This window comes from Kordiimonas sp. SCSIO 12603, assembly GCF_024398035.1.
Classification (GTDB): domain Bacteria; phylum Pseudomonadota; class Alphaproteobacteria; order Sphingomonadales; family Kordiimonadaceae; genus Kordiimonas.
Genome location: NZ_CP073748.1, coordinates 3,728,423 through 3,752,485 on the forward strand (window position 1 = coordinate 3,728,423; position 24,063 = coordinate 3,752,485).

Consider the following 24,063-nt stretch of genomic DNA (forward strand, 5'->3'; position numbering starts at 1 on the left):
AGCGTATCTGGTGGGGACCTTAAGGTCAGGAGTGAAATATGAAAAAGCATGTAACTGCCGCACTTTGTGCTGGGCTATTAGCAAGCACAGCAATCGCGGCAGATGATGATTGGGGTTATGGCGCAAACGATGGCCCGGCAAAATGGGGAGACCTTAACCCAACATACGCAGCCTGTTCGCTTGGAACCTTACAATCACCTATTGATCTTGAAGGTACAGAACCTGTGGCTATGCACCGCCTGAGAACACATTATGACGTTTCAGGTGTGAATATGCGGAATGCTGAGCACACGATTACCGCAACATATGATATGGGCAATATGCTTCATGTTGGCCCAAAAAGCTTTATGTTGAAGAATTTCAAATTCCATACCCCTTCTGAACACACAGTATCCGGCGAACGCTTTCCCATGGAAATTCAGTTTATGCATGAAAGCGCAAACGGCACGCCTGCTATTGTTTCAGTTCTTGTAAAAGAAGGATCGGAAAACAAAGCCGCCAAAGAGTTATGGAACTATCTTCCGCTTGAACCGGGCCAATCATCCAAAAACGACAAAATTTATATAAATGCTCGCGATTTTATGCCGCAGGATAAAAGCTACTACCGCTACATGGGTTCTTATACCACGCCGCCGTGCGCTGAAGGGGTTAATTGGTATGTGTTAAAAACACCAGTTGAAATGTCTTCCCAGCAAATCTCAATGGTACGCGGATTGATTGGCAGTGGTACCGCACGCCCTACACAGCCACGAAACAACAGGATTATCCTAGATGCAAACCCAGAATAAGACATTCGGCAAAGCAACTAAGACCAGCCTGTTCATTCTTGCTACAACGTTAGTTGCAGCCTGTTCAGGCGGAGGCAGTTCAAAACTACCGACAGCTCAAACAGGGCGCACTATCGAAATGCCTCGTGCAGCGCTTTCCGCTTTGTGTCAGAACGCCCCGGTGGAAGCACTAGACCTGCTTTCTGAAGAACCTATGGCCTCACCGGCAGATCGTTTCTTTGTGGCCACAGCCCTTGAGCGTGGCGGCATGGTAACGCGAGCCAGACAAATTTATGCAGGCCTGATGCAAACCAACACCCGCGAGAGTGTTTCTATTCTGTGTGGTGATGAAATTATCGCATACGGGCCTGTTCCCAATGAGGCAGGCAGGCGTTTAGCTGTAATTTCCCGGGATATGGCACTTTTAGACGCCAATCTCAGGCCTAATCGCCCTCTTCACAAAGGCCTACCTGCAAGCAGCAAACCACAACAAACTGTTTTGCCCGCGGCTGGCAAGCCAACACCAAGGCGCACTAAGGGCCCCGTAACCAGCCTACCCCGACCGACAACTAACAGCCCATTTGGCAACTGGTTTGTGCATTTATCTTCATACCGTTCAATGGATAATGCCATTAAAAACCGCCCTACTCTGGAAGCTAAGTACCCAGCATTAAAAGGGTTTATAGACCAGTGGGAAGTAGACAGCGGCGGCACAGCTATTCGCCTGGGTGTTCGCCTGCAAGATAAATCGGAAGCAGACCGCCTGTGTGCAGCCGTTAAAAACAGCGGCAATTACTGCGCGGTAATGGATACATCACGTTAAAATCTAACCCAGCCTGATAATAAAAATTTCATATTCAGGCTGGCCTTAAACGTGCGCGATACCTATGATGGCGCAAATTTTACTGGTCAGGGTTGGGCCAGCATAACAATAATACACTCTGTAATGATTTAAGGGGAGAATGGGATTATGGCTGGAGCTACTGGTCACCAGCAGTGGTCATCACGCTGGACTTTTATGCTCGCGGCAGTCGGTAGTGCTGTTGGGCTTGGTAATATCTGGAAATTTCCATATGAAGCAGGCGAAGGCGGCGGCGGCGCATTCGTACTTGTGTATCTTGCATTTGTATTCGCTATCGGCCTGCCGTGTCTGATTGCCGAGCTTTCGCTTGGGCGCCGTGGCCAACTTTCACCGATTGGCTCCATGAGCAAAATCGCCGAGGAAGAAGGCCGCAGTAAGCTTTGGTCTCTTATTGGTTGGTCTGGCGTTCTAGGCGGTTTTATCGTTCTTAGTTTTTATTCTGTAGTAGGCGGTTGGGTTCTTTACTATATCGTTGAAGCTTTCACTGGTTTCGAAGGATATGATGCCGCGAAATCTGGCGCTACATTCACTGCCTTTATCACTGATCCTACAAAACCGATCATCGCTCACGCTGCATTCCTCTTTATTACACTAGGCATCGTGGCACGCGGCGTTCAGGGCGGCTTGGAGAAGGCTGTAACATTCCTAATGCCAGCACTTTTTGTTCTATTGCTCGGCTTGATGATTTACTCCGGTATCACCGCAGATTTTGGTGCGGCTGTTAACTTCCTTTTCAGCCCTGATTTCAGCAAGCTGACAGGTGACAAAGTGTTACAAGCACTTGGCCTTTCATTCTTTTCGCTATCACTAGCGCTTGGTTCGATCATGACCTACGGTTCGTACCTGACAAAAGATATCAACATCACACGCTCAGCTTTCACAATCGCAACAGCGGATAGTGCCGTAGCTCTTATGGCTGGTCTTGCGATTTTCCCGATTGTATTCGCATATGATTTGAACCCAGGGCAGAGCGTTGGTCTTGTATTCACAACACTACCCATTGCCTTTGGCCAGATGCCTTCTATCGTGGCAATCCTGTTCTTCTTCCTACTAACTGTAGCAGCGGTTACGAGTGCGATTTCGCTGCTTGAGCCTGCGGTTGCCTATGTGGAAGAACGCACAGGTATTGACCGTAAAAAAGTGGCTATCATTATTGGTCTGGCAGCATTTGTACTTGGTACACTTTCCGCATGGGGTCAGAGCGGTAACTTGCTTGGCGATGTGAAGCTCTTTGGCCTCGATATCATGAGCATTAAAGATTATCTCACTAACAATATCATGATGCCGCTTGGCGGTATGTTTATCGCAATCTTCGTAGGCTGGTTTGCAAGCCGGAAGAACATGATGGAAGAACTAGCTATGGAAGATAGCACCTTTAAAATCTGGTACTTCCTTGTGCGCTTTGTGTGCCCGGTTGCGATTGGAGCTGTATTTGTTTCACTGATTATCTAAATCAGCTTGCATAAAGATAAAAGAAAGGCCCTCGATTGAGGGCCTTTCTTATTGGTCGTCCGCTTCGCTTTTATTGATAAGCTTAAGCAGATGAAGCAAAAGCATATTCGCCCACACCAAGGCTGCCCACAGCACACCATCGCTTGACCAGTCCATCATATGTGAAAGAGCTGCGATCCACGAAATCACCGCCATGTATACTGCCAAATGGATAAAGAAACCCTTCCAATGAAGGTTATTCACCTGTTCTTCCATTGTTTCCGCAGCATCCTGCTTTGCATAGGAAGACAGCTTTAACTGCAAATCAGAAAGCGATAGCCCGAAAGCCGCTGCAAGGGCATTTTGAGAATCAAGCCCCGCATTCGCGCCATTTTCAATACGCTGAATAGTACGCCCGCTAACACCGCTAATATCTGCCAACTGTTGCTGTGACCATCCTCGCTCCAGTCGCAACTTTTTAATATTCATTAAATTGTCCATTACTGTTTCCAGATGAGTGAAGTATTAGACGAACAGCAGGTTATTTCACCACGTCTGCATAGGGACAGTGGGTCGACACCAGTATGACACATTCACGAAAAAGGGGCATAAAACCCCTTCTTTCAGTTATTCCGATCGCAGATAAATAATATTGCCGTCCACCATAGTCATCATGGCTCTAGCTTTTGGAATATCACTCTCAACAGTTGTCATCAGATCCGTATCAAAAGCTGTTAGATCGGCCTTTTTACCTACTACAATGCTGCCAAGGTCGTTTTCCTGAAAAGAAGCTATCGCTGGCCATAGCGTAAACATCTTTAACGCTTCTGCCCGTGTCAGGGCCTCTTCTTCATGCCAGTTTTCAGCCTGAAAACCATTCAGATCTTTCCGGGCAGTTGCCGCATAAAACTCAATAAGCGGATCACCCTTTTCGACAGGAGCATCCGAACCACCAGCGATAATAACACCGCTATCGATCAAGCTAGACCATGCATAAGCGCCATCAAGGCGTTCATCGCCCAAACGGGCTGGTGCGAAGTGCAAATCACCAATCGCGTGCGAGGGCTGCATACTTGGGATAACTCCAAGCTGCTGATACCTGAGAATATCCTCCTGATTTACGATCTGGGTATGTTCATCGCGCCACCGCGGATTCTCAACAGGCCGCGCTATCGCAGGTACAGTGTTCATAGCTTCTTCAAACCAATCAAGAAGCATACGGTTTGCACGGTCACCAATGGCATGCATGTTCACCTGAATGCCTTCATTCAGTGCTTCAACCAGCATTGGCATGGTGTCTTCTTTGGTGATCAACACAAGACCTGAAGTATCTGCGTCTGAATAGGGCTCAATAAGAGCTGCACCACGAGAGCCTAGTGCACCATCCATATAAAGCTTGATCGCACGGGTAATAATTGTGCCGTCATCACTGGCACGAGCACCAGAAGCAAAAAGATCAGCAGCAGCTTCCGGCACTACACTATTATACACGCGTATTTTCACACCATCGCTATCAGACAGTTCTTCCAGCTGGTCAACTTCACCCCAACTTACAGACATGTTATGCATGCCAGTCCAACCACGGGAGGCATAAACTTCACTCCCTTTAACCAAACGCTCTGCAATATCTTCGTCTGTTGTTTCAGGCACCAAATCATTCAGCAGAGATTGAGCGGCATCCACAAGCATACCTGTATTTTCACCAAGTTTGTTGCGAACAATTTCACCTCCAAACGGGGCATCAGTTTCACTGGTGATACCAGCCAACTCAAAAGCTTTGGAATTAGCAACAAGCGCATGACCATCTGCCCGTCTAAGAATAACCGGCACATCTGATACAACATCATCAATATCCCAGCGCGATGGAAAACGTTTTTCCGGCCAGTGCGTTTCAATCCAGCCTCGACCGGTAACCACAACATCATCGGGATGCGAAGCCCGCCACGCCAACACCGCACCTTTAAAAGCAGCAAGGGATTTTACGGTATCCAAATTCAGTGATAACTCTCGGTTTCCAATACCTGAAAGATGAGCATGAGCATCGACGAAACCCGGGAATAACGTATTACCATCCAGATCGATAATTCGTGTTTCCACCCCTTGCAACAACTCTACTTCAGCTCTTGATCCAACAGCGATAAAACGTCCATTTTTAATAGCGACAGCCTCTACTTGCGGCTTTGCATCATCAGCGGTGTAGATCATTCCGCCCCATATGATAGTATCTGCAACCTGCCGCTCTTCAGCAGCCGAAGGTGCCGCATCTTCCTGCAAGAAATCATCCTGTGCCCAAGCTGGGGCTACAAGTACCATAGCTAAAAACAGTGACTTGAGATATCGCATCATTAAAGGCCTCTCTTGAATGTTGCACCTATGCTAGTCTTGCATATAGACAAGTACAAGAATGAACAGAGGTTGGATCAATTTTATAGGCTAAATTTTCTTTTACTTGCGTGGATTTATGCTATTCGTCAGAATATAGGTCCTTGTCTTTGCCAGAGGGAACAAAGCACATATGCGCGGCTTACTAGTTGCATTGATGATATTCATCTGGATGCCATTGGCAGTCTTCAAACCACAAATAGGGGTTTTGGTTTGGAGCTGGGTGTCGCATATGGCTCCTCAAAGCTATACTTATAACTTTGCCAGAGGCTTCCCATTTCTTGTGACAGTGGCTGCCGTAACCATTATAGGCATGTTTCTTAGTCGAGATAAAAACCGCCTCGTCGGACACCCCGCAATCGTAGCTATGCTCATTTACTGGGCTTGGGTGGTTACAACCACCTTTACCGCCATGGAACCAAGCGTTTCTCAAACAAAGCTTATCCACATGTCCAAGGTGATGCTCTTTGCTATTTTATCAACTGTTATCATGCAATCGGCCAATCGCCTGAAAGCTTTTGTATGGGTTATGTTTGCATCCCTCGCTTTCATTGGCATTAAAGGCGGTTTATTTACTGTTCTAACAGGCGGAAACTCTAGAGTACAAGGCGCAGGCGGCATGATGGGGGATAACAATCAACTCGCCATGGCTATGTCCATGCTGCTACCTTTCGCCATCTATATGGCTATGCATCCACCCGCAAAAATACTGAAGTGGCCACTTCGTATTTCTGCTATTTTAATTCCGATTTCTGTTGTCGGAACCCATTCACGTGGCGGCTTTGTTGCGCTGGCCGGAGTGATTGGTATGCTTGTTTTGAAAACTAAGCGTAAGTTTTTAACCCTACTTGTTATTGCTGTAGTAGGTGCTACAGCAATAACTTTTATGCCCCAAAGCTGGAAAAACCGCATTGAAAGTACTGAAGGTGCAACAGAAGATAGCAGTTTCATTGGTCGCGTATCCATGTGGAAGTTCTCAACAAATGTCGTAAAAGACGAGCCTGTTTTTGGTGGGGGGTTTGATATTTTCTATGTTCGGCATGCTGCTGAACTTTGGATGCCGCCGGGCTACAAAGCGCGTGCACCACACTCCATCTACTTTGAAGTACTAGCAGAACACGGTTACACGGGGCTTATTTTATTCCTAACCATGCTTTTCACAGGTTGGTACGCCGGTGGCACACAGGCCAAACTCTATCAAAGGTATGAAGAAACAAAATGGATTGGTGATTTATGTTGGGCATGTCAGCTCAGTATGGTTGCTTATGCCATTGGTGGATTGACTGTAAACATCGCTACGTTTGATGTGTTTTATCATATCCTAGCAATATTGGTGATGAGCTCTGTCGTAGGTGAACAATTACGCGCCGGGAAACTTACCCTTATATCAACAGGGGAAGTATATGGTGCAAAGCAAGAGAATACCAAATGGACACCAGGAGGTGCCGCCGCTGCGCAAACATCTAGAGGCGATAAAGAAAAATCCACACAGGTACGACTAGACCGCTAGTCTTTGATATTTTCATCATTTTGCTGATAAATAGAAACAGCATCCGTGCTTTTTCTGGCACCGAATTTTGCAACCAGCACTCCGACAATTGCTCCAGCACCGATAATGGCAGCAAACATCAAAAGAAATGCAAAGACAGACGTCCATAAGCTGTAAGTGCTTTCACATGCGCCGTCACAAGCTGCATCGTTAACGCCACCATATTCAGAATAAAAACCCAGATATATAAAACCAGATAACCCTACCAGCATTAAGATAGCTTTTGTGGTGATAAACGGGCGGTCACGTAGCCGCTTACGTTTCTTGATATATTGGTTCTCAGACATAGCCGCAATATGGGCGCATGCTCCCCAACAATCAAGCAATCAAATATCAATAGAATGTTTCTTTAAAGCATGCCTGAACTGATCATAACTTAGCCCGGTGAACTTTGCCGCTGCTCTTTGATTATACTTATTCTCTGTCAGAGCATGTTTCAGAAGCTCTGTTTCGTAGGCATTCACTTGCGTACGGAAACAAAACTCATCAGTAGGCAAGGCAACACTTGGTTCTTTTGAGATCTCAGTTTCGGCCTTTGGCGTGTCTAACTCTTGTTGGCGGCGATTTGTTTTAGTTTTAGGTCTGTAAGGACTATCGAAAGGATCAAAGATAATATCACCCACCGGTGCTTCACCATCCCACGCACAGTAAATTGCCCGCTCAACCACATTCTTCAATTCACGAATATTGCCCGGCCATGCATATTCAAGCATGGCATCCATGGCATCTTTTGTGAACCCTGGGAACTGGAGCCATTCCAGATCACTTGCCATTTGCATCCCGAAATGCTCTGCAAGCACTGGAATATCTTCTGTACGTTCCCGAAGTGGCGGCACGGTAATCACGTCAAAAGCTAAACGGTCGAGAAGGTCATGGCGAAACTCGCCTGCCTCAGCCGCAGACGGCAGATCAATGTTCGTAGCTGCTATAATACGTACATTAACAGTAAGCGTTTCCGTACCGCCAACACGTTCAAATTCACCATACTCGATAACCCTGAGCAGCTTTTCCTGAGCTGCGGCACTCATGGTACCAATCTCGTCAAGGAACAGGCTACCGTCATCAGCTACTTCAAAGCGCCCCTTACGGCGTTTTTGCGCGCCCGTAAAAGCGCCAGCTTCATAACCAAACAACTCACTTTCAAGCAATGTTTCCGGAAGTGCCGCGCAATTCACCTTTTGGTATGTGTTGTTCCAACGGTTGGAAAGATAGTGCAAGCGGGCTGCAATCATTTCTTTACCCGTCCCGCGCTCACCGATGACCAACATGGGCTTATCAAGAGGAGCTGCCCGACTGATTTTATCCATCATATCAAGAAGCGCAGGAGATGATCCGATCATCTGATCCGAGTGATTTGCCATTTGCCAATCCATAGTAATTTTCACTAACTATTAGTAATTATTTATTTCCTAAATAACAGTTATTCAAGCACTCAAAAATAAAATCATTTAAAAACAATAACTTAATTTTTTTCTCAAAACTGGCACACCCCCTGCAAAGTATAGGACGTCAGCAAACAAAACGACTGACAAACATAAAAAAGAATACAGACAGCGAAATTAAAATTAGAGGAAACAGAACGATGCAAACACAATCAGCAAATACAAAAAGAGGCCTCGAAGCCCAACTTGCTGAGGCTCGAATCCCTGCGGGCACAAGTCGTTCACGTCGCCTAGCGCGCCGTCGTCGCCGATAATTTTAATACTTCAGCCCGGCGATTGCGAGGACGCCGGGCTGAGCGGCCCCGATAAGAAGCATAAGCTCAAAGAGGTCGTTCACGGAGGCGCCCAAAAAAGTGGTCAACACCCCGGGCACATAGCGAGGAATAATAAGAAAGGAACTTAGTTATGGGTATTTTTTCCCGCCTGACAGACATTGTTAATTCAAACATTAATTCGATTCTTGATCGGGCTGAAGATCCGGAGAAAATCATCCGTATGGTTATCCAGGAAATGGAAGATACACTTGTTGAAGTACGTTCCAGTGCTGCCAAGTCTATCGCCGACCAGAAAGATGTAGAACGCCGACTTAAGAAGCTTGATAAAGCACAAGCTGATTGGGAAAAGAAAGCCGAACTAGCAATTTCCAAAGGTCGCGATGATCTAGCGAAGGGTGCTCTTATTGAGAAGGCCAAAGTAGCTGATATGGCTGCTCACCTTCAGGAAGAGTTGAGCCAGCTTGCAGAAGCGCTTACACGTAATGAGGAAGACGTTGTTAAGCTTGAAGCAAAGCTTCGCGAAGCACGCGCCAAGAAAGCAACCATTCAGGCACGCCATAAAACAGCCTCTGCTCAGGTTCGCGTGAAAAAGAACCTTTATGATGGTCGCATTCAGGACGCATTTGATCGCTTTGACAAAGTAGATGCTCGTCTTGACCGTATCGAAGCGGAAGCAGAAGCGATGGATCTCGGCAAAACACAGACGCTTGCTGAAGAAATCGCTGGCCTAGAAGCTGACGACGACATCGAAAAAGAGCTTGAAGCACTGAAAGCAAAAGCATCATCGGGGGCAAACGATAATAAGGCAGCTCCAAAGAAAAAAGCGGCGTCGAAATAATCGGCGCCCCTCCGGGTCAAAAAAATAAAACATAGGGAACCCTGACAATGGATGAAGCCATTCCAATAATGATAATTCTGTTTGTGATTTTACCGTGGATTATCTTCCACTACATCACAAAATGGAAAGCAATGAAGGGCATTTCGCCAGAAGATGAAGCTTCTTTCTCAGACTTGAGAACTTCAGCAGACCGCCTTGAGGAACGCTTGCGCACAATGGAGCGCATTATGGATGATGAAATACCGGACTGGAGGAGCCGTCATCATGAGAAGTTTTGATCACAGACCAACCAAACTTTATAAAATCCCGCAGCGCGGACGTGTTGCAGGTGTATGTGCCGGAGTTGCTGATTACCTAGATATCAGCACAGGTGCCGTAAGGTTTATGACAGTTGTTCTGGCGCTTTTCACTTCCATAATTCCAGCTTTGATCATCTACGCAATACTTGCGATGGTCTTGGACGCAAAACCATATGACCTTTACGAGGATGAGCAAGAAGAAGAATTCTGGAAACAAACACGTAAAGCACCGGATTATACAGCAGCAGAACTACGTCGCCGTTTCCGGGATATAGAGCGCCGCACCAGCGATATGGAAGCATACATGACCAGTAAACGCTTCCGCCTGGAACGCGAACTACAGCGATTAGAAGACTAAAAATCTTCATACACAAAGAAAAAGGGCAGTGAAATCACTGCCCTTTTTCTTTTTACCCTTATGAAGCCGCTGCGATCCGGCTTTCTTCCTCTTCCAGGGCTTTTGCATAAGCCTTCCGCCCCCAAAGATAGAAACCAATACTAAGCGGTGTTGCCGTTGCAGCCAGCAATGCCATCGAATAGTTCAGCATCATTTCATCGCCGAACAAGCTATCTGTAAAGAAGCCCAAGAGGAACGGGCCTGCACCATATCCGATAATACTGGTACACAAAACATACATGGCAATAATCTGACCACGCATTTGGTTTGGCGTAATAAGCTGAAGGCTTGCGTAAGCTACCCCCGACGGCAAATTAATGAAGAAATTCGCAAACCCAAGAAGCACCCAAACCATTGTAGTATTTTCCATAAAAGGAAGCACTAATGATGGAATACCATATCCAAGCGGTGCAACCAGAAGCGCAATAACGTGTGCATCCTTACGACCCATTTTATATAGTTTGTCAGCTATAAAACCGCCAAGCAGCAAGCCGCCGGTTCCTGTAAATATTGAGATGGTACCAAACGTCGTACCAACCTCTGCAGGGCCAACACCGTGGAATCGGTCAAAGAAAAGCGCAAGAAAAGTAACGCTACCAAAGCCAAGGGCCGCATTAAAAGAAACACCCAAACATATGCTGGAGTATGCTCTGAAACGCTGCTTTACGTGCCCCCAAACCTCTTTTACTGGAATGGCCTTCGCATCACCTGACAAACCTTTACGCTCAGGTTCCTTGATTGTGAACACCAGAAGTGTAAGCAATATGCCCGGCAGACCAACCATAAGGAACACCTTCTGCCAGCCAGTAAGCAGGCCAAACCCTGGTACCGAGATATCAGGCACAGAACCAGCGAGCGCAATCACCTGCCCGCCCACAATAAAGGCGAGTGCGGAGCCAACAGGAATACCCATCGAGTAAACAGAAAGCGCCGTTGCCAACCGCTCCTTTGGGAAACTATCTGCAAGCAGTGAATTAGCAGCAGGTGCAAGCGTTGCTTCACCAACACCAACACCGATACGAAGGAGGAACAGCTGGCCAAAGCTTCGCGCAAGCGATGAAGCTGCTGTCATCAAGCTCCATACAAACAGCCCTACCGCAATTAAACCCCGACGGGACCGAGTATCCGCGATTCTCGCGCAAAACAGGCCAAAAACAGTGTAAAACACCGCAAATGCAAAACCTGTAAGCAAACCAAATTCCGTATCAGAAATCTGAAAATCTGCCTTAATTGATGAACCAAGCAAGCCAAGAATTTGGCGATCAATAAAAGAAAAAGTATAGATAAGTAGCAGAAGGGCCACCATATACCAGGCATAAGCCGGGCGTGGGTAACCGTTAGATTGGTCTGACATAAGCGCTCCCCTCGCTATCAAATCGAGACTATACAGAGAATTAGCTCTTTTCTTATTGTAGCCAATTCTATAGAGGTCGTGAGCATTAGGTTGGATGAATGACCAAACTGTCAAGGCCTCTTGTTGCGTAACTATATTGGAATAAACCATGTCGCTTGAAAATACAACGATCGTTGAAATTTTGGATACTTTTGAATTCCTCGATGATTGGGAAGAGCGCTATAAATATATTATCGATCTTGGGAAAAAGCTTACACCGCTAGCCCCAGAAGAAATGGTTGATGAAAATAAGGTTCGTGGTTGCCAGAGCCAAGTGTGGCTTGTTGCAGAAACAGATGTTGACGGCAAAATTCACCTACGCGGCGATAGCGATGCCTTCATTGTAAAAGGCTTGGTTGCGGTAGTTCTTCTAATTTTCTCTGGCAAGACTGCCGCTGAAATTCAAGCAACAAATGCTAAAGAAATTCTGGATCAAATGGGCCTTTCCGCCCACCTGTCCCCTCTTCGCGCCAATGGCCTTTTCTCCATGGTGGAGCGCATCGAACGCATGGCTGCATAATCCAGACACAAAAAAAAGGGGCCAATCGGCCCCTTCTGTTCTTCAAGCGCATCCGCTCTAATCTTTATATTTCTCAAACCAGGCCAGAATATTACCAACCTTCTGCGCCAGATTACTTGGCTTGGCAGCAATTCCGTGGCCAACGCCTGGTACACGCACCATAACCGTATCCACGCCCTGAAGTTTAAGCGCCTGATAATATTGTTCAGTTTCAGACATAGGCGTGCGGTAGTCATTCTCACCTGTCAGCAGCATTGTTGGTGTTGTCACGTTACCAACAAGCGATAGCGGCGAACGTTCCCAATAATGAGTAGGGATGTTCCACGGCATATCAGGGAACCAGTACTGCGTGAAAAACGGGCTGAAATCAGCGGTAAGAACAAAGCTAGCCCAGTTAATCACAGGCTTTGCAACAACAGCAGCCTTGAACCGTTTGGTTTTACCGACAATCCATGATGTAAGCACACCACCGCCAGAACCACCAGTTACATACAGCTTATCTTCATCAACCATGCCGCTTGCGATTAAACCATCTACTGAATCCATCAGATCGTTATAGTCAGATGCTGGATATTTATGGTGGATTTCATTGGCGAATTCCTCACCGTATGATGTACTGCCCCGTGGGTTTGTCCAAAGCACAACATACCCAGCGGCTGCATAAAGCTGAACCTCCGCACTGAACTGCGGACCATAAGCTGCATGTGGGCCACCATGAATTTCGAGGATAAGCGGATATTTTTTGTTCGGATCAAAGTTCGCAGGCTTTGCAATCCACCCCTGTACTGTCAGGCCATCAAGGCTCGACTGAACGGTGAACTCCTCAACAGTTGCCATACCTTTGCCCGAGAGAATATCACCATTGAGGTTGGTCAGTGATGTAACGCGGCCAATACGGTCTACAACTGCAAGGTCAGCGGGGCGGTCAGTCTCGCTACGCGTAAACACCACGCGGCCATCACCCACCGCGCGGAAATCACCGCTTGTATAGGGGCGACCAAGTGTAGTACCGCCAACAGCATTTGTCAGAATACGGCTACCACCAGCAAGTGTGGCGTACCCAACAAGCCGTTTGCCTTCATTATCATAAGAATAATAGATACCCTGACTATCTGGCGCCCACTGAACCCCTTGAATATTCCGGTCCAGCAGTGTTGTAATTTCCTGCACGCCACTGCCGTCCACATTCATAATATGCAGCGCTGCATTTTGGTGTGAAAGCTTTTTATCTTCAAAGCTTGTGAAAGCGATCTTGGAACCGTCTGGGGAAATGACAGGGTTACCGTCTGGTCCTGAACGCGTTGTTAGCTGCGCTAGATCACCACTATTTATGTCCACACGGTAAAGATCAGCTTCCCGTGGGTTCAGTTCCCAGTTTTCAGTGCGGTTCGCGGAAAAAATAATACTGCCACTATCAGGCATCCACGCAAGGCTACCGCCATTATTAAATTCGCCTTTGGTAATTTGGCGAGGTGTGCCACCATCCGCCGGCACCACAAAAACCTGGGTATAACCACTTGGCAGGAAGCCTTGCCCATCTGCTCGGTACGTTACTTTATCAATAACCTTTGCATTTCCTGCCCACTTAGCACCCTTAGGTTTTGCTGGCAGCGTGAACAGCGGTTTGTTTTTCTTTGGCACGAACATGGTGAAGGCAATTGACTTGCCATCAGGTGACCAGCTTAAATTACCTGGACCATATTGAAGATCAGTAACACGTGCGGTCTCACCACTATCGAGCCAGCGCACATAAATCTGGTTTTTACCTTCAACACTTGAAACATATGCCATACGGGTACCATCAGGCGAAAAGCGAGGCATCCGGTACTGCGCTTTACCTGACAATAAAGGGCGATGCTCTGTACCGTCTAAATTCACCATCCAGATATTAGACCGCATGCCATCTGTCATAATATCCATAGAGCGTCGTTCATAAACCACCGCCTCACCATTCGGTGTGATGCGCGGCCCTGTTGCATATTCCAGATTAAAAATATCTTCGTATGAGAATTTTTCTTCCTGCGCATGAACATTCATCGACGCAGCCGCCAATACTGTCCCAAGCAGTAATTTAAACCGTTTCATGAGTATCTCCCCGTGTGTTTAAAGCACCCTAACAAAGAGAACAGCGGATGCAAGCCAACAAAACCTATGGTTTGTGCACAATTTATTCATACTTACCCATTTAAAGTGACTAAGGTGGTGATATTCAGTATATTTCTATAATCAATTCCATGCTCTTGGGGGGGCTATGTCCGGGTTACTTGAAGAAACCAGAAAAGAACGTGAACGGTTTGTGGCCTTTGCTTTTGCCGCTGCTGAAATCTTTCTGGAACTGGATAATTCAGGAAAGATTCTATTTGCTGGCGGCGCATCTGATCGCATCACACCACAAGGTAAAAGCCTTATTGGGGAAAGCATCGACAGCATCGTGGATAAAGATGATATCGATATCTATCATGCCCTTGTCACCCATCTGAGCCACAAAGGCCGTATCGGACCTTTACCACTTCGTTTCAATACAAACGACGGTAGATCAATTGCGCTGCGCGCATTTGCACTGAACATGCCACAGCAAGAAGGTACTCATACCTTTCTTGCTTTGCGCTCAGCGCCGCTTGGCACGAGTGTAAGCGATAGCGCTGTAGATGAGGAAACTGGTCTTCTCACACAAGATGCCTTTATGGAAATGGCATCCAGCACCATGGCAAACACACCAAGCTCCAGCAATCTCTATATGACCACCGTGGCTGTTGATGGCTTTGAAGAGGCAAAAGAGAAATTTGGTCCACGGTATATGCGGCAACTTCTGAAGCGTGTTGCCGCCCATATGAAAACCCTGTCTGTTGACGGACAGTCCGCAAGCCAGATTGGGGAAAAAGAATTTGCCTTCCTGCATAAGAACAAAGCAGATGGTGAACACCTAACCAATAGCCTTAAATCCGTCGACGAAAACGTAACCCTGACAGCCAGCAGTGCAACGATTTCCGCTGAGGGGGGCGATGTTTCTGAAGATCAGATTTTGAGAACACTTTCCTATATTCTCAATCAATTCTGTAAAGACCCAAAGAATGTTACCTTCGAATCTCTAACTAACGCCTATGAGGACATGGCGGGTGCTGCACAAAAGCGTGTCACCAACATGCGCAGCATGATAGAAAGCGGTAACTTCAACATCGCTTTCCAGCCAGTGCTTGATCTGAAAACCGGTGATATTCATCATAACGAAGTACTCTCCCGCTTTAACAACAATATGGGTGATAGCACACCTCTTGAGGTAATCCGCTTCGCTGAAGATGTTGGCATTATTGAAGAATTCGACATTGCTCTATGCCATAAAGCCATTGATTATATCCGTAAAATGAAAAAGCTGGGAACCCCAGTTACGCTTGCTGTGAACCTGTCCGGGCGTACGCTCGATAGCGGCAGGTTTGTAGACCCTTTGATGAAAACACTTCTGAGTGCAAAAGACATTGCCCATTCACTATTGCTTGAGCTTACCGAAACCACGGGTGTAGAGAACTTTGAAAAGGTCGAAGCAATCCTGAATGACCTGAAAGCTGCCAATTACCGTGTTTGTCTTGATGATTTTGGTGCGGGTGCTGCCGGATACCAGTATCTCAGGGCTTTCAATGTTGATTTCGTAAAAATTGACGGCGCTTACGTCCAAGATATGAATGCGCCAGGTTACCGCCCCACATTCCTGCTTTCTATCGTGAAACTCTGTAACGATCTGGGCGTAAAAACTATTGGCGAGCATGTTGAGAATAAATTCCAGGCTGAATTCTTGAAAACACTTGGTGTTGACTTCGGCCAAGGCTATCATTTCGGAAAGCCGGATTTCACACCAAGAACAAACCTCTAATTATGACAACATATTATCTTATCGGTGGCATGTTAGCCTGTTGCTTCGTGTACGCCATTGCTGCCTGGAAGCAAAAGCATAAGCAAATTGGCCAAGTACCTATCGTTCCTTATTATTATTGGCAGTTTTTTGCGATGATGGGTTTTCTAATTCTGGCCGCTAATTTAGTAGCCCATGTAACAGGCATTACATGGGAGTCCCCTTTCGGCGGAAGGCGTTAATATATTAGCTTGCAGGCTCTTCTTCAGCGGCAGCTTCTTCAATTGAAGTTTCAAACAGTTTCATACCCAGGCGGGCATATAGTACCGCCCACAATCTAGACTGAAACAATCTACGCTTCCCTGTTTTACCAACAGCAAGATAAACACCTGAAGGGTGGCGATGCACGTATTTGGCAACTTCAGTAGACTCTTCAATCAGCTGATCTTTCACTTTACTAGATAAACGTACCCTATGTTTCTGCATCGGCTTATGGCGTTGGCGAGGTTTCCTGCCTTGCTTAAATCTGTACATCTTCAGCCAAACAACAACCACGATAATCCCAAAAGCTACAATCATCATAAAAGTGCTTAACAGATAGATGTAATCAAACTCATCTCCCATTTCGATCCGGTTCACAGTTTCATCAAACGCTTGATCCACAGTTAAACTAGAATCCGTTGTCTCTCCCTCCACTCGGAAGCTGAGAATAAGACCATCACGCCGATCAAAACCTGATAATATACCGTTACCGCCGAAAACACTAACAAACCCATTAGAGGCCACAGTCACGCCATACAACGGGTCTCCGGAGCATTTTACTTTTAAGTCAATCAGATTGGGACGCTGCTGAAATACCTGATAATCAGTTACACGGGTGCAACGGTAACGAAACAATTGAATAATATCACGTAGCTGTAGAGCAAGGCTTTCCGGCAACACCTCGCGGTTAATACCAGCATAAAGGTCAAGCGACATTTGCCTTGGATCGGTCTCGTTCAAGCCGCTCTGTGCTTGAGCAGATGAAAAACCAACTGATAGAAAACCTGTAAGTATAAATATTCGCAGCAGATTTCGCATAATATTACCCGCTTGTTACCTATGCCTATTGAAAAACATACCGGTCAACAATGCAATCATTATTCGAGTTTGGAAGAAGCATAAAAAAACGGAACCGCATTCGGGGGAGGACATGCGGTTCCGCGCGACACAGTCAGATCAAGGGAGCTATTAGGCTGTATCAGCAGTATTAGGTTCTCAAACTTATGTTAACAACACGTTAAAAAAATATATTCTATGCCTTGTTTTTAGAAAATCTCTCCAAAAAGCATAAAAAAATCCCGCCTATTTGAAATAGGCGGAATGTTTAACTTGAGAAAATTGATCCGATTCAATCTTTAATTTTCTCTCATCTTCAAGGCAGCAATAAATGCACTGTGCGGTATTTCCACCTTACCATACATACGCATCTTGGCTTTACCCTTCTTCTGTTTCTCAAGAAGCTTTTTCTTACGGGTAATATCACCGCCATAACATTTCGCTGTTACATCTTTACGCATAGCGGAAATGGTTTCACGGGCAATAACCTTACCGCCAATCGCTGCCTGAATAGGAATTTTAAACAGCTGGCGCGGGATCAAATCCTTTAGGCGTTCACAAAGCGCACGGCCACGGCTATCTGCCTGCGTGCGGTGCACAAGCATGGAAAGCGCGTCCACTGGCTCAGCGTTCACAAGGATAGACATTTTCACAAGATCTGATTCTTCATAACCGCGAAGCTCATAATCGAAACTTGCGTAACCACGGCTTACAGATTTAAGGCGGTCATAGAAGTCATAAACCACTTCGTTGAGCGGCAGCTTATACTTAAGCATTGCACGAGCACCAACGTAAGTAAGGTCTTCCTGAATACCGCGCTTGTCTTCACAAAGCTTCAGAACTGTGCCCAGATGCTCATCCGGCACAAGGATTGTTGCGTCAATCCACGGTTCTTCAATACGGTCAATCTTGGTCACATCAGGCATATCAGCCGGGTTATGCAGCTCTACCCGTTCACCGTTCTTCATATAGATATGATAGATCACGCTTGGGCTTGTGGTGATAAGCTCAATATCAAACTCACGGTTGATACGTTCCTGAATAATCTCAAGGTGCAGCATTCCAAGGAAACCACAGCGGAAACCAAAACCAAGCGCTGTAGAGCTTTCGGTTTCAAATTCAAAGCTGGCATCATTCAAGCGCAATTTCGCCAGCGCTTCCTTAAGCGCTTCATATTCAGACGTATCGGCAGGGAACAGGCCACAGAATACTACAGAACGGCTTGGCTGGAAGCCTGGCAATGCTTCCTCACACGGCACTTTAATATCAGTGATCGTGTCACCTACGTGAGTGTCAGCCACTTCTTTGATAGACGCTGTAATAAAGCCAACTTCACCCGGCCCCAGTTCCGGCACCATCACACCCTTTGGTGTGAACACGCCAACGCGGTCAATTTTATGCTCACTATCAGCTGCGAGCATTTTAATGGTCTGGCCTTTTTTGATGGTGCCGTCGATCACACGCACAAGAACCATCACGCCCAGATAACTATCGTACCAGCTATCCACCAGCATGGCTTTAAGCGGTGCATCCGGGTCACCTTCTGGCGCTGGCAAGCGCTCAACGATACCGTCCAGAACTTCTTCAATACCAATGCCCGATTTCGCAGAACATTCGATAGCTTCAGAGGCATCAATACCAATCACATCTTCAATCTGAGTACGCACCCGCTCAGGCTCAGCCGCTGGCAGGTCGATTTTATTGAGAACTGGAACGATATCATGATCATTTTCAATCGCCTGATATACGTTCGCCAACGTTTGCGCTTCCACGCCCTGGCTGGCATCCACTACAAGAAGCGAGCCTTCACAGGCAGAAAGGCATCGGCTTACCTCATAGGCAAAATCCACGTGGCCCGGCGTGTCCATCAGGTTCAGAACATATATCTCACCATCTTTCGCACGGTATTCAAGGCGCACTGTTTGCGCCTTAATCGTAATACCCCGCTCGCGCTCAATATCCATGGAATCAAGCACCTGCTGCTTCATTTCGCGATCTTCAAGAGCACCTGTGTGCTGGATCAAGCGGTCAGCAAGTGTGGATTTTCCGTGGTCAATGTGCGCAACAATTGAGAAGTTGCGAATGTTCTTTAATTCGGTCATGGCCGTTACTTATTACTTTTCTTGTTTTTAACTGCGGCAAATACCGCGCTGTATTATTCAGGCTAACGCTTAATCTGGGATAACCCGGTCCGGCAAACGGTGCTTATCGGCAAATGCCCGGATGTTAATAAGCACTTTTTCACCCATTGCAACCCGTGCCTCTATTGTAGCAGAACCCATATGCGGCAGCAGCACTACATTTTCAAGCTCTAGTAGCTTTGGATTAATGGTTGGTTCTTCCTCAAACACATCAAGGCCAGCACCAGCAATTCGGCCCACTTCAATAAGATCAGCGAGCGCTTCCTCATCCACCACTTCACCACGAGCAGTATTAATCACAATCGCATGTGGCTGCAGCTTCTTAAGGCGTGCGCGATTAAGAAGACGGAACGTTTCATCTGTAAGCGGGCAGTTGATGGAGATGAAATCCATACGGCTCAGCATCTCATCTAAGTCTTCCCAGTATGTCGCTTCAAGCTCACCTTCGATCTGTTCAGGCAAGCGTGAACGCTTATGATAATGAACAGCCATATTAAAGGCTTTAGCGCGCCTTGCCACCGCCTGACCAATACGGCCCATACCAATAATACCAAGGCGTTTACCTTGAATACGGTGGCCCATAAGGAATGTTGGTGTCCAGCCACTCCACTCGCCAGCACGAAGAATTTTTTCACCTTCAAAAATGCGGCGCGGTACTGACAAGAGAAGCGCCATAGTAAGATCAGCCGTATCTTCGGTGAGTACGCCCGGTGTGTTTGTAACCGCGATCCCTTTTTCTTTGGCAGCCGCCATATCAATATGGTCCACGCCAGCGCCAAAGTTAGCTATCAGTTTCAATTGGTCACCAGCCGCGGCCAAAACCTCTGCACTGATAGAATCAGTTACGGTTGGCACAAGCACATCCGCTTCAGCAACAGCGGCTTTAAGCTGCTCTTCCGCTAAGGGCTTATCTGCCAAATTCAGCGTTACATCAAATAGTTCAGCCATCCGCGTTTCAATGCTGTCTGGCAGCTTGCGCGTTACAATTACCTTAGGCCGAATACGGTTTCCTGTTTGACTCATGATGCAAAATAACCTTTTCTGTCGAGCGAGAAAAGCGCTCGAGCACAGACTTAAGGCTTCTGTACCAGAAGGGAGCGCTTGTTTCAAACGCCAAGCGAGGGGGAATCGCGGTTATGAGGCATTTTGTTATACTTGTGGTGTGTTTATGCGCCTTTTCAATAACAGGAACCAGTCTTGCCCAGAATGTGGGCGCAAGCGGAAATCCATTGCCGCGGTTTGTTTCCATGAATGCAACAGAAGCTAACATGCGCACTGGTCCGGGCCGCCAGTATCCCATCATGTGGGTATACAAACGCAAATACCTACCGCTTGAAGTTATAGACGAGAAAGGCCCATGGCGGAAGGTCAGAGACCATGAAGGCTCCACAGGATGGATACATCTTGCACTTTTAGTAGGGCGTCGTACCGCAATGATGATGGGGGGCACCAAATCACTATTTCGCAGCAAAGACACGAATTCCCAACTCGCTATTACAGCTGAGGAGGGTGTAATCGGTCACATCATTGAATGTGCGGATGATTGGTGCCAACTGGAAATCGAAGGTACGAAAGGCTGGATTGAACGTCATCACCTGTGGGGCGTATATAGCCGCGAAGTGATTAATTAAGCCTTCCCCCCCTATTAGGTTCACAAGATTTATTCAAATAATGGCCTGCAATTTCTTTCTTGAATAATTTATGTAAGTACTTATATAATTTCTTATCCTACCTGACAGTGAGGAGTTTGCGTATATGTCACAGGAAGAAATTTATCTGGAGCTTGGGATTGGCACCCGTATCAGGCGGCTTTATGAGGCTATGTCGGCAGACGCTGATAAGCTTTATGAAGAAGCCGGGCTTAATTTCCGTGTGAGTTACTTCTATGTGATATATGCGCTTGCACTGCGCGGTGCGATGCCTATCGCAGATATCGCGAAGCTTGCAGGCTTTAGCCATTCTGCTGTTAGCCAAACAGTGAAGAAACTGATTGCTGAAGATTTAGTAGAAACTGATGCCACCTCAGACGGGCGTCAAAAGCTCGTAGCACTTTCCGCAAGAGGCAAACAACTTGCTGATGATTTGCGCCCTTATTGGCAAGCTTTAGAGGCCAGTATGAAAGATGTAATGGAGGAAGCAAACATCAGTCTCCTTGACGCCATCTGCCGTACTGAAGAAGTTTATAACCAGAAAAGCCTTTATGATCGGGCCAAAGAAAAACTCGCCGCAGATACCAATGATGTAAGCTTTTCCATTGAACCCTACAGCGCCAACTACAAACAAGCTTTCTATGATTTCAATGTTGCATGGTTGAAGAAATATTTCGTGGTGGAACCAATAGACGAAAAGGTGCTCTCGCAGCCTGAAGAATATATTCTCAGTAAAGGCGGGGAGATATTTTTCGCTGTTGATAAAGGCAAGGCTATCGGCTGCGTGGCGATGAAACCAACGGGCGACGGTGTTTTTGAACTTACCAAACTGGCGGTTGACCCAACCCTTCATAAAGGCGGTGTTGGTACAGCCTTATGTAACAAAGTAATTGAGCGTTTTCAGGCACGTGCTGGTAGCAAACTATTCCTTGAAACCAACACGCTTCTTGAACCTGCAATCCGTATCTATAAACGTATCGGATTTGTCGAGCTGCCGAGCCCTTTTGAAAGCCCTTATGAACGGGCAAACTATTATATGGAATGGCGAGAGGATGCATAGATGACTGGCCGTATTATTTCCTATGACCCGAAATACAAAAAAGCTTTCTATGACATCACCATGGCGTGGCTATCTAAGGACTTTACCGTTGAACCTCAGCATACAGAGATGCTGACCAAGCCTGAGGAAGTATTGCTGAAAAATGGCGGTGAAGTTTTCTTTGTGCTGGAAGGCGATGAAGTTATTGGCACCGTTGGCATGAAAAATCATGGTGATGGTGTTTACGAACTGACAAAGATGGGCGTAACGGACCAAGGCAAAGGGAAAGGTTACGGCCGCTTACTTGGTGAAGCTGTGATTGAACGTTTCAAAACAGTAGGTGGCAAAACCTTATTCCTTGAAAGCAACACCATACTAACTGCGGCCGTCGCACTCTATAAAAAACTGGGCTTTGAAATGGGTGAACACCCAAACGGCGGTGAATATCTTTGCACCAACTGTTATATGGAATGGCGTGGCGATCATGAAAAATAAAGTAACTATCGCACGGGCTGAAACCGCCGAAGATACCGCTGCTGTTAAACGGATATTCGAAGCGTTTGTTGCTTTCCTGCCTATCGATCTTGGATTTCAGGGGATTGATAGCGAGATGGCAGAGTTCCCAAAGATTTATGAATTTCTTCTTCTGGCAAAGATGGATGATAAACCGCTAGGCGCGGTAGCGCTCAAGAGACACAGCGATGATGTGTGCGAGATGAAGCGCCTTTATGTTTTACCTGAGGCGCAAGGAACAGGCGCAGGACGTGCACTTTGCGACGTGCTGCTTACAGAAGCTAAAAATGAGGGCTACAGTACCATGCTGCTTGATAGCCTGAGGCGTCTGGAAGCAGCTGTTAATCTCTATAAAAAGCTCGGCTTTGAAGAAACAGCCCCTTATAACTTCAACCCAGAAGATGACGTTGTTTATATGAAACGGGCCTTATGACCACCAAGCCTTATACTTTGTTCCAAGCTACAGATAACGATACACAAGCTATTGTTACGCTTCTGAAAGAAAGCTTCAGAGCGGCCTACCCCGACCGGTACCAACCCGCAGATATCGAAGAATATTTTGATCTCAATTATACGGAAGCAAAAGTGGACAGTTGGCTTTCTACTCCGATTACATCTGTGTGGTTAGCTAAACGGGAACATGATCTGGAAGGTGTTTTTGTGTTTCATGATAAGCCGAGCTTACTAGAGCCGGATACTCCTGCCTTTGAAATTGATAAGCTTTATCTGATGCCCTCAGCCCACGGTACAGGGTTGGCAGCAACATTCTTGAAAAAACTGGAAGAAACAAACAGAGATATGAAACTACATTGGCTGCTCGTGGCACAAAAAAATATTCGTGCACAACGCTTTTACGCCAAACATAATTTCAAGATTATGGCTGATGGTCCAAGCCTCATTGTCGGGCAAGAGCATGCTGCTTCATTCGTGATGCACAGAGAGCTTGGCTAGCCAAAGCTCAGTTCATCACTGTCATCATCGTTAGCAGGCCCAGGATTGTTTTTGCCGCTTCTACGTTCCACCGAAACAGGTACATCAACAATGCGCCTGCTAGGACCTGTATAATCTGCAGATCGGACGAAAGGCTGCGGGTGCAGTATGAACGGCTCTGCGATAGTTTCAAATCGTTCAGCATTAAAGGGCTGTGGCAGGATACAAGTTACACCGGCCTGCCGGGCTTCCATTATTTCATTATTCGCTTCAATCAAGTCCATCTCATCAGTGCTGGACCGGAAAAAGATCACATGAGCCTCAGCCATTGGCCCTTCACACATACGTATGAAACGAGCGAAGTCTACACCAACTATCAACTTACGAAGATCTTCATGTGTCGCTAGTAGCTGACCATCTATGACAAAGAGGGAAATCTCTGTCTTCAACATATAATCAATCGCTTCATGCATACAGTCAGCTGTACGCACACGCTTGATACCTTTAGAAATTAAGAATTCACAAACACCTGCTGATAGTTCTGGGGAAGAAACTGCAACAAGCGCATTCAACTCTTCATACGACATTTAAACCACTTTCCAATCACGCAGATTAAGTGTAGCGGCATAATCTTTAGAAACTTTCTCCAATTCCTTAGAATTTTAACTAGTTGAAGAGTGATTATTAAGGTTAA

Annotated in this window: 24 protein-coding genes; 14 read left to right on the forward strand and 10 right to left on the reverse strand. The window is 46.5% G+C overall.

All coding sequences use genetic code 11. From position 1 onward, the window contains the following. Positions 1–38: 38 nt before the first annotated feature. The 3 genes from KFE96_RS17540 to KFE96_RS17550 all read left to right on the forward strand — a co-directional run bounded on the left by KFE96_RS17540 (position 39) and on the right by KFE96_RS17550 (position 3,081). The gene (locus KFE96_RS17540) at positions 39–788 is read left to right on the forward strand and encodes a carbonic anhydrase (RefSeq protein WP_255833839.1); all 750 of its coding nucleotides are present in this window, start codon (positions 39–41) and stop codon (positions 786–788) included. Next, the gene (locus tag KFE96_RS17545; RefSeq protein ID WP_255833840.1) at positions 772–1,590 is read left to right on the forward strand and encodes an SPOR domain-containing protein; all 819 of its coding nucleotides are present in this window, start codon (positions 772–774) and stop codon (positions 1,588–1,590) included. Before KFE96_RS17540 ends, KFE96_RS17545 begins: the two co-directional genes overlap by 17 nt. Positions 1,591–1,737: 147 nt before the next feature. Beyond that, a complete protein-coding gene (locus tag KFE96_RS17550) occupies positions 1,738–3,081 on the forward strand; it encodes a sodium-dependent transporter (RefSeq protein WP_255833841.1) in 1,344 nt (447 codons plus the stop codon). 48 nt (positions 3,082–3,129) lie between these two features. Here KFE96_RS17550 and KFE96_RS17555 read toward each other — a convergent pair whose 3' ends face one another. Together KFE96_RS17555 and KFE96_RS17560 are read right to left on the reverse strand one after the other, a co-directional pair. Next, positions 3,130–3,549: an XRE family transcriptional regulator gene (locus tag KFE96_RS17555; RefSeq protein WP_255833842.1), complete on the reverse strand. Its 420-nt coding sequence runs from the start codon at positions 3,547–3,549 to the stop codon at positions 3,130–3,132. Between the two features lie 138 nt (positions 3,550–3,687). Then, entirely contained in the window at positions 3,688–5,406 is a 1,719-nt protein-coding gene (locus KFE96_RS17560; protein ID WP_255833843.1) for an amidohydrolase, read from the reverse strand. Between the two features lie 169 nt (positions 5,407–5,575). On the opposite strand from KFE96_RS17560, the gene KFE96_RS17565 reads away from it, so the two are divergent. Beyond that, a complete protein-coding gene (locus KFE96_RS17565) occupies positions 5,576–6,952 on the forward strand; it encodes a putative O-glycosylation ligase, exosortase A system-associated (RefSeq protein ID WP_255833844.1) in 1,377 nt (458 codons plus the stop codon). On the opposite strand, the gene KFE96_RS17570 is transcribed toward KFE96_RS17565, so the two are convergent. Together KFE96_RS17570 and pspF are read right to left on the reverse strand one after the other, a co-directional pair. Continuing rightward, the gene (locus KFE96_RS17570; protein WP_255833845.1) at positions 6,949–7,278 is read right to left on the reverse strand and encodes a hypothetical protein; all 330 of its coding nucleotides are present in this window, start codon (positions 7,276–7,278) and stop codon (positions 6,949–6,951) included. The two genes, KFE96_RS17565 and KFE96_RS17570, sit on opposite strands and share 4 nt — an antisense overlap. A gap of 39 nt (positions 7,279–7,317) precedes the next feature. Next, positions 7,318–8,352, reverse strand: a complete 1,035-nt coding sequence (gene pspF, locus KFE96_RS17575) for a phage shock protein operon transcriptional activator (RefSeq protein WP_255833846.1) — start codon at positions 8,350–8,352, stop codon at positions 7,318–7,320. A 486-nt stretch (positions 8,353–8,838) separates the two neighbouring features. Here pspF and pspA point away from each other — a divergent pair, with 486 nt between their 5' ends. Genes pspA through pspC form a run of 3 tightly spaced genes read left to right on the forward strand, consistent with a single transcriptional unit; the run spans position 8,839 to position 10,203 of the window. Continuing rightward, a complete protein-coding gene (gene pspA / locus KFE96_RS17580) occupies positions 8,839–9,546 on the forward strand; it encodes a phage shock protein PspA (protein WP_255833847.1) in 708 nt (235 codons plus the stop codon). Between the two features lie 47 nt (positions 9,547–9,593). Next, positions 9,594–9,824, forward strand: a complete 231-nt coding sequence (gene pspB / locus KFE96_RS17585; protein WP_247017534.1) for an envelope stress response membrane protein PspB — start codon at positions 9,594–9,596, stop codon at positions 9,822–9,824. Continuing rightward, positions 9,811–10,203, forward strand: coding sequence for an envelope stress response membrane protein PspC (gene pspC / locus KFE96_RS17590; RefSeq protein WP_255833848.1), 393 nt, complete (start codon positions 9,811–9,813; stop codon positions 10,201–10,203). Before pspB ends, pspC begins: the two co-directional genes overlap by 14 nt. 58 nt (positions 10,204–10,261) lie before the next feature. Here pspC and KFE96_RS17595 read toward each other — a convergent pair whose 3' ends face one another. Next, positions 10,262–11,596 (reverse strand): MFS transporter, encoded by a 1,335-nt coding sequence (locus KFE96_RS17595; protein WP_255833849.1) that lies wholly within the window; start codon positions 11,594–11,596, stop codon positions 10,262–10,264. Positions 11,597–11,744: 148 nt separating this feature from the next. Here KFE96_RS17595 and KFE96_RS17600 point away from each other — a divergent pair, with 148 nt between their 5' ends. After that, complete coding sequence (locus KFE96_RS17600; RefSeq protein ID WP_255833850.1) at positions 11,745–12,155, forward strand: SufE family protein; 411 nt, start codon at positions 11,745–11,747, stop codon at positions 12,153–12,155. 57 nt (positions 12,156–12,212) lie between these two features. On the opposite strand, the gene KFE96_RS17605 is transcribed toward KFE96_RS17600, so the two are convergent. Further along, positions 12,213–14,240, reverse strand: a complete 2,028-nt coding sequence (locus tag KFE96_RS17605; protein WP_255833851.1) for a S9 family peptidase — start codon at positions 14,238–14,240, stop codon at positions 12,213–12,215. Positions 14,241–14,406: 166 nt separating this feature from the next. On the opposite strand from KFE96_RS17605, the gene KFE96_RS17610 reads away from it, so the two are divergent. Further along, positions 14,407–16,020 (forward strand): EAL domain-containing protein, encoded by a 1,614-nt coding sequence (locus tag KFE96_RS17610; protein ID WP_255833852.1) that lies wholly within the window; start codon positions 14,407–14,409, stop codon positions 16,018–16,020. 225 nt (positions 16,021–16,245) lie between these two features. On the opposite strand, the gene KFE96_RS17615 is transcribed toward KFE96_RS17610, so the two are convergent. The 3 genes from KFE96_RS17615 to KFE96_RS17625 all read right to left on the reverse strand — a co-directional run bounded on the left by KFE96_RS17615 (position 16,246) and on the right by KFE96_RS17625 (position 20,261). Next, a complete protein-coding gene (locus KFE96_RS17615; protein WP_255833853.1) occupies positions 16,246–17,079 on the reverse strand; it encodes a hypothetical protein in 834 nt (277 codons plus the stop codon). Between the two features lie 317 nt (positions 17,080–17,396). Next, complete coding sequence (gene lepA / locus KFE96_RS17620; RefSeq protein ID WP_255833854.1) at positions 17,397–19,199, reverse strand: translation elongation factor 4; 1,803 nt, start codon at positions 19,197–19,199, stop codon at positions 17,397–17,399. A 69-nt stretch (positions 19,200–19,268) separates the two neighbouring features. Then, entirely contained in the window at positions 19,269–20,261 is a 993-nt protein-coding gene (locus KFE96_RS17625) for a D-glycerate dehydrogenase (protein ID WP_255833855.1), read from the reverse strand. A 113-nt stretch (positions 20,262–20,374) separates the two neighbouring features. Here KFE96_RS17625 and KFE96_RS17630 point away from each other — a divergent pair, with 113 nt between their 5' ends. From KFE96_RS17630 to KFE96_RS17650, 5 genes are all read left to right on the forward strand, one after another. Further along, the gene (locus KFE96_RS17630) at positions 20,375–20,869 is read left to right on the forward strand and encodes an SH3 domain-containing protein (protein WP_255833856.1); all 495 of its coding nucleotides are present in this window, start codon (positions 20,375–20,377) and stop codon (positions 20,867–20,869) included. Positions 20,870–20,993: 124 nt separating this feature from the next. Beyond that, positions 20,994–21,947, forward strand: a complete 954-nt coding sequence (locus KFE96_RS17635) for a helix-turn-helix domain-containing GNAT family N-acetyltransferase (protein ID WP_255833857.1) — start codon at positions 20,994–20,996, stop codon at positions 21,945–21,947. Beyond that, positions 21,948–22,421 (forward strand): GNAT family N-acetyltransferase, encoded by a 474-nt coding sequence (locus KFE96_RS17640; RefSeq protein WP_255833858.1) that lies wholly within the window; start codon positions 21,948–21,950, stop codon positions 22,419–22,421. After that, a complete protein-coding gene (locus tag KFE96_RS17645) occupies positions 22,411–22,872 on the forward strand; it encodes a GNAT family N-acetyltransferase (protein WP_255833859.1) in 462 nt (153 codons plus the stop codon). The genes KFE96_RS17640 and KFE96_RS17645 overlap by 11 nt, the downstream gene beginning before the upstream one ends. After that, positions 22,869–23,390, forward strand: coding sequence for a GNAT family N-acetyltransferase (locus KFE96_RS17650; RefSeq protein ID WP_255833860.1), 522 nt, complete (start codon positions 22,869–22,871; stop codon positions 23,388–23,390). The genes KFE96_RS17645 and KFE96_RS17650 overlap by 4 nt, the downstream gene beginning before the upstream one ends. Here KFE96_RS17650 and KFE96_RS17655 read toward each other — a convergent pair. Next, a complete protein-coding gene (locus tag KFE96_RS17655; RefSeq protein ID WP_255833861.1) occupies positions 23,387–23,956 on the reverse strand; it encodes a hypothetical protein in 570 nt (189 codons plus the stop codon). The two genes, KFE96_RS17650 and KFE96_RS17655, sit on opposite strands and share 4 nt — an antisense overlap. Between the last annotated feature and the right edge of the window lie 107 nt (positions 23,957–24,063).